The following is a 2944-nucleotide window of genomic DNA, read 5'->3' on the forward strand; positions in this document are numbered from 1 at the left end:
AATATCTACCAAAATGGAATTATCGTGCAGTTCCGACTATTTAGCAGACGCTAAAGTTATTAAATTTTCATTCCTTAACTCGATCGCCAAACAGCAAAAACCGGAATTTGACTGCGGATTTGAACTGAATAATTTTGGACTCCCAGAGGAAGAATCCCCGAAAGCAACACCGCCACACAGTTCCGAAGTAGCAATTCTCAACACCAGTCAAAAGCCGACAAATTGCCCAATCCCCAAGCAAATTCTTACCTTCGCCGGCTACCCCTTAATAGTCGAAGAAAGGCTGGTGGGAGTCATGGTAATTATCAGCTTCAAGCCGCTGACACCACCTTTTCAGGAAACTTTAGCATCGGTTGCGGATGTCATCGCTTTAGGCATCGAACGCAAGCGTGCAGAAGCTGAATTAAAATCAGCTAGAGGGTTCCTCAATTCCGTAGTAGAAAATCTGCCGGTGGGAGTTTTTGCTAAAGATGCTTCTTCGCTCAAATTTGTGCTGTGGAATAAAGCCGGAGAAACGATCGCGGGTGTTACCTCTCAAGAGGCGATCGGCAAAAATGACTACGATATTTACCCCAAAGAACAAGCTGATGTTTTCGCCGCTCAAGACAGGGAAATATTGACAGGTCATCACAACCAATCTACTGTTAAAGACATCGCCGAAGAGCCGATCCAAACTCGCCACAAAGGTATGAGAATACTGCACACCCGCAAAGTGCCAATTCTCGACGCCGCAGGGCGTCCTCAGTACGTTTTGGGGATTACTGAAGATATTACCGAACGCAGGCAGGTAGACGAAAGCGTGCGCCTCTACGACCAAATTGTGGAGAATATGCAAATTGGTTTGTATGTCTACCATTTGGAAAATATAGACGATGACAGCACGTTAAGGGCGATCGCCTCCAATCCCGCTGCTACGCGGTTTACCGGATTAGAAATGGCGGACGTTTTGGGCATGACAATCGACGAGATTTTCCCCCATTTGCGATCGAAAAACATTCCCCAAGCATTTGCTTCGGTAATTCTGGGCCAAAAAGCCGTAGAAGTTGAAGATATTGACTGCGATGAAGACGGCAGAATAACTCGCGCTTTTTCTATTAAAGCTTTTCCATTACCTAACAACTGCGTCGGCGTTGCTTTTGAAAACATTACAGCTAGCAAGTGTCTGGAATTAGAACTACAAGTAGCTTTGGCACAAACCGAACGTTCCAAAGAACTGCTGCGCACGGTAATTGACAAAACTAGCGACTGGATTTTTGCCAAAGACAAAAAATTTCGCTATATTTTTGCAAACCAGAGTCTCGCTCAAGCGATCGGCAAAACAGTCGAAGAAATACTTGGCAAATCCGATTTAGAATTAGGATTTTCAGAAGAGCTAGTATTTGGGAATCCCGCAAAAAATATCCGAGGATTCCGTGCAGACGACTCTGCTGTACTGGCAGGCGAAACCATCCACAATCCCTGCGAGCAGGCAATTATTGCTGACGGTTTAGTACATATTTTTGACACCCAAAAAGTACCTCTACGCGACGCTGAAGGTAATGTGTTTGCAATGCTAGCTTTCGCTCACGATATTACAGAACGACATGAATCGGAAGCAGCTTTGCGCGGGAGCGAAGCCAGATTTCGCTCTTTGGTAGCTAATATTCCCGGAGTGGTTTATCGCTGGCAGTGCGATTTTTCGACCAGTTTTATTAGCGATGCCGTTTACTTACTAGCGGGCTACGCTGCTGCGGATTTTATTTCGCCTTTGGACAGGGGAAGCCGGACTTTTGCTAGTATTATTTACCCGGAAGATTTGGCCAAAGTAGAAGCAACAATTCGGCAAGGAATAGAAAAACAACAGTCTTATAGCTTGGAATACCGCTTGCTAGCAGCAGACGGCACGCTTAAATGGGTGTGGGATAAAGGTTCTCCAGTGTTCGGCGCAGATGGGAGCGTTTGCTGTTTGGACGGGGTGATTTTTGATATTAGCGATCGCTACTGCGCCGAAGAAGCATTGCGCCAAAAAACTTCCGAGCTGGAAGCAGTTTTTCTGGCACTGCCCGATTTGTATTTCCGAATCAATGCTGACGGCATTATTTTGGATTACTTGTCAGGAAATTCATCGGATTTGTACCTGAGTCCCGAATATTTTGTGGGCAAACGAATGACCGATATATTGCCCGCCACCGTCGCCAGCCAGTTCGAGCTGGCAATGCTTGAAGTTTCAGAAAATAAAACTCCAGTTAATCTAGAGTATTCGCTACTCATGCCGTCAGGAGAAGAAACTTATGAAGCGAGATTCCTGCCTCTTAACTCGAATCAGGCGATCGCGATCGCCCGGAATATTACCAAGCGCAAACAGGCAGAATCTCAATTAAAACAAAAAAATCACGAGCTAGAGCAAACATTGAAACAATTAGGAAGGACTCAATCTCAACTAATTCAAGCGGAAAAAATGTCGAGTTTGGGACAGCTCGTTGCGGGAATTGCTCACGAAATTAATAATCCTGTCAGTTTTATCTACGGTAATATCATTTACGCTAGCGAGTATGCCAAAAACTTGCTGCAACTCTGCAGTTTGTATCAAGAACATTACCCGGAACCTGTTTCTGCGATCGCGGAGTTTGCTGAGGAAATAGAATTGGAATTTATGAAAGAGGATTTCCCGCACCTGCTGAATTCAATTGAAACCGGAGCCGATAGGATTCGCGAAATTGTTCTGTCTTTGCGCAACTTTTCCCGCCTGGAAGAATCAGCTCTTAAGCGTGTTGATATTCACGAAGGAATTGACAGCGCTCTGTTAATTTTACAACACAAAATTAAAGAAAATGGCAAAAATCGGCAGATTGAAATAGTTAAAGAATACGGAGAAATACCATTAATACAGGGGAGCATCCCAGTTGAGAACTAAGCAGAAATACTTAAGGAAAATTCCCCGTTAAGATAAGCACAGCGTAAGCGA

The 2944-nt window shown here is 44.6% G+C and carries 1 protein-coding gene; it reads left to right on the plus strand.

The window, feature by feature from the left end; genetic code table 11:
- Nucleotides 1–2893 (plus strand): PAS domain-containing protein (locus QUA58_RS31060; RefSeq protein WP_445301920.1); only part of this gene is annotated, 2893 nt, incomplete at its 5' end.
- Between the last annotated feature and the right edge of the window lie 51 nt (nucleotides 2894–2944).

The sequence above is a fragment of the Microcoleus sp. N9_A1 genome (assembly GCF_036701795.1).
Taxonomy (GTDB): domain Bacteria; phylum Cyanobacteriota; class Cyanobacteriia; order Cyanobacteriales; family Microcoleaceae; genus Microcoleus.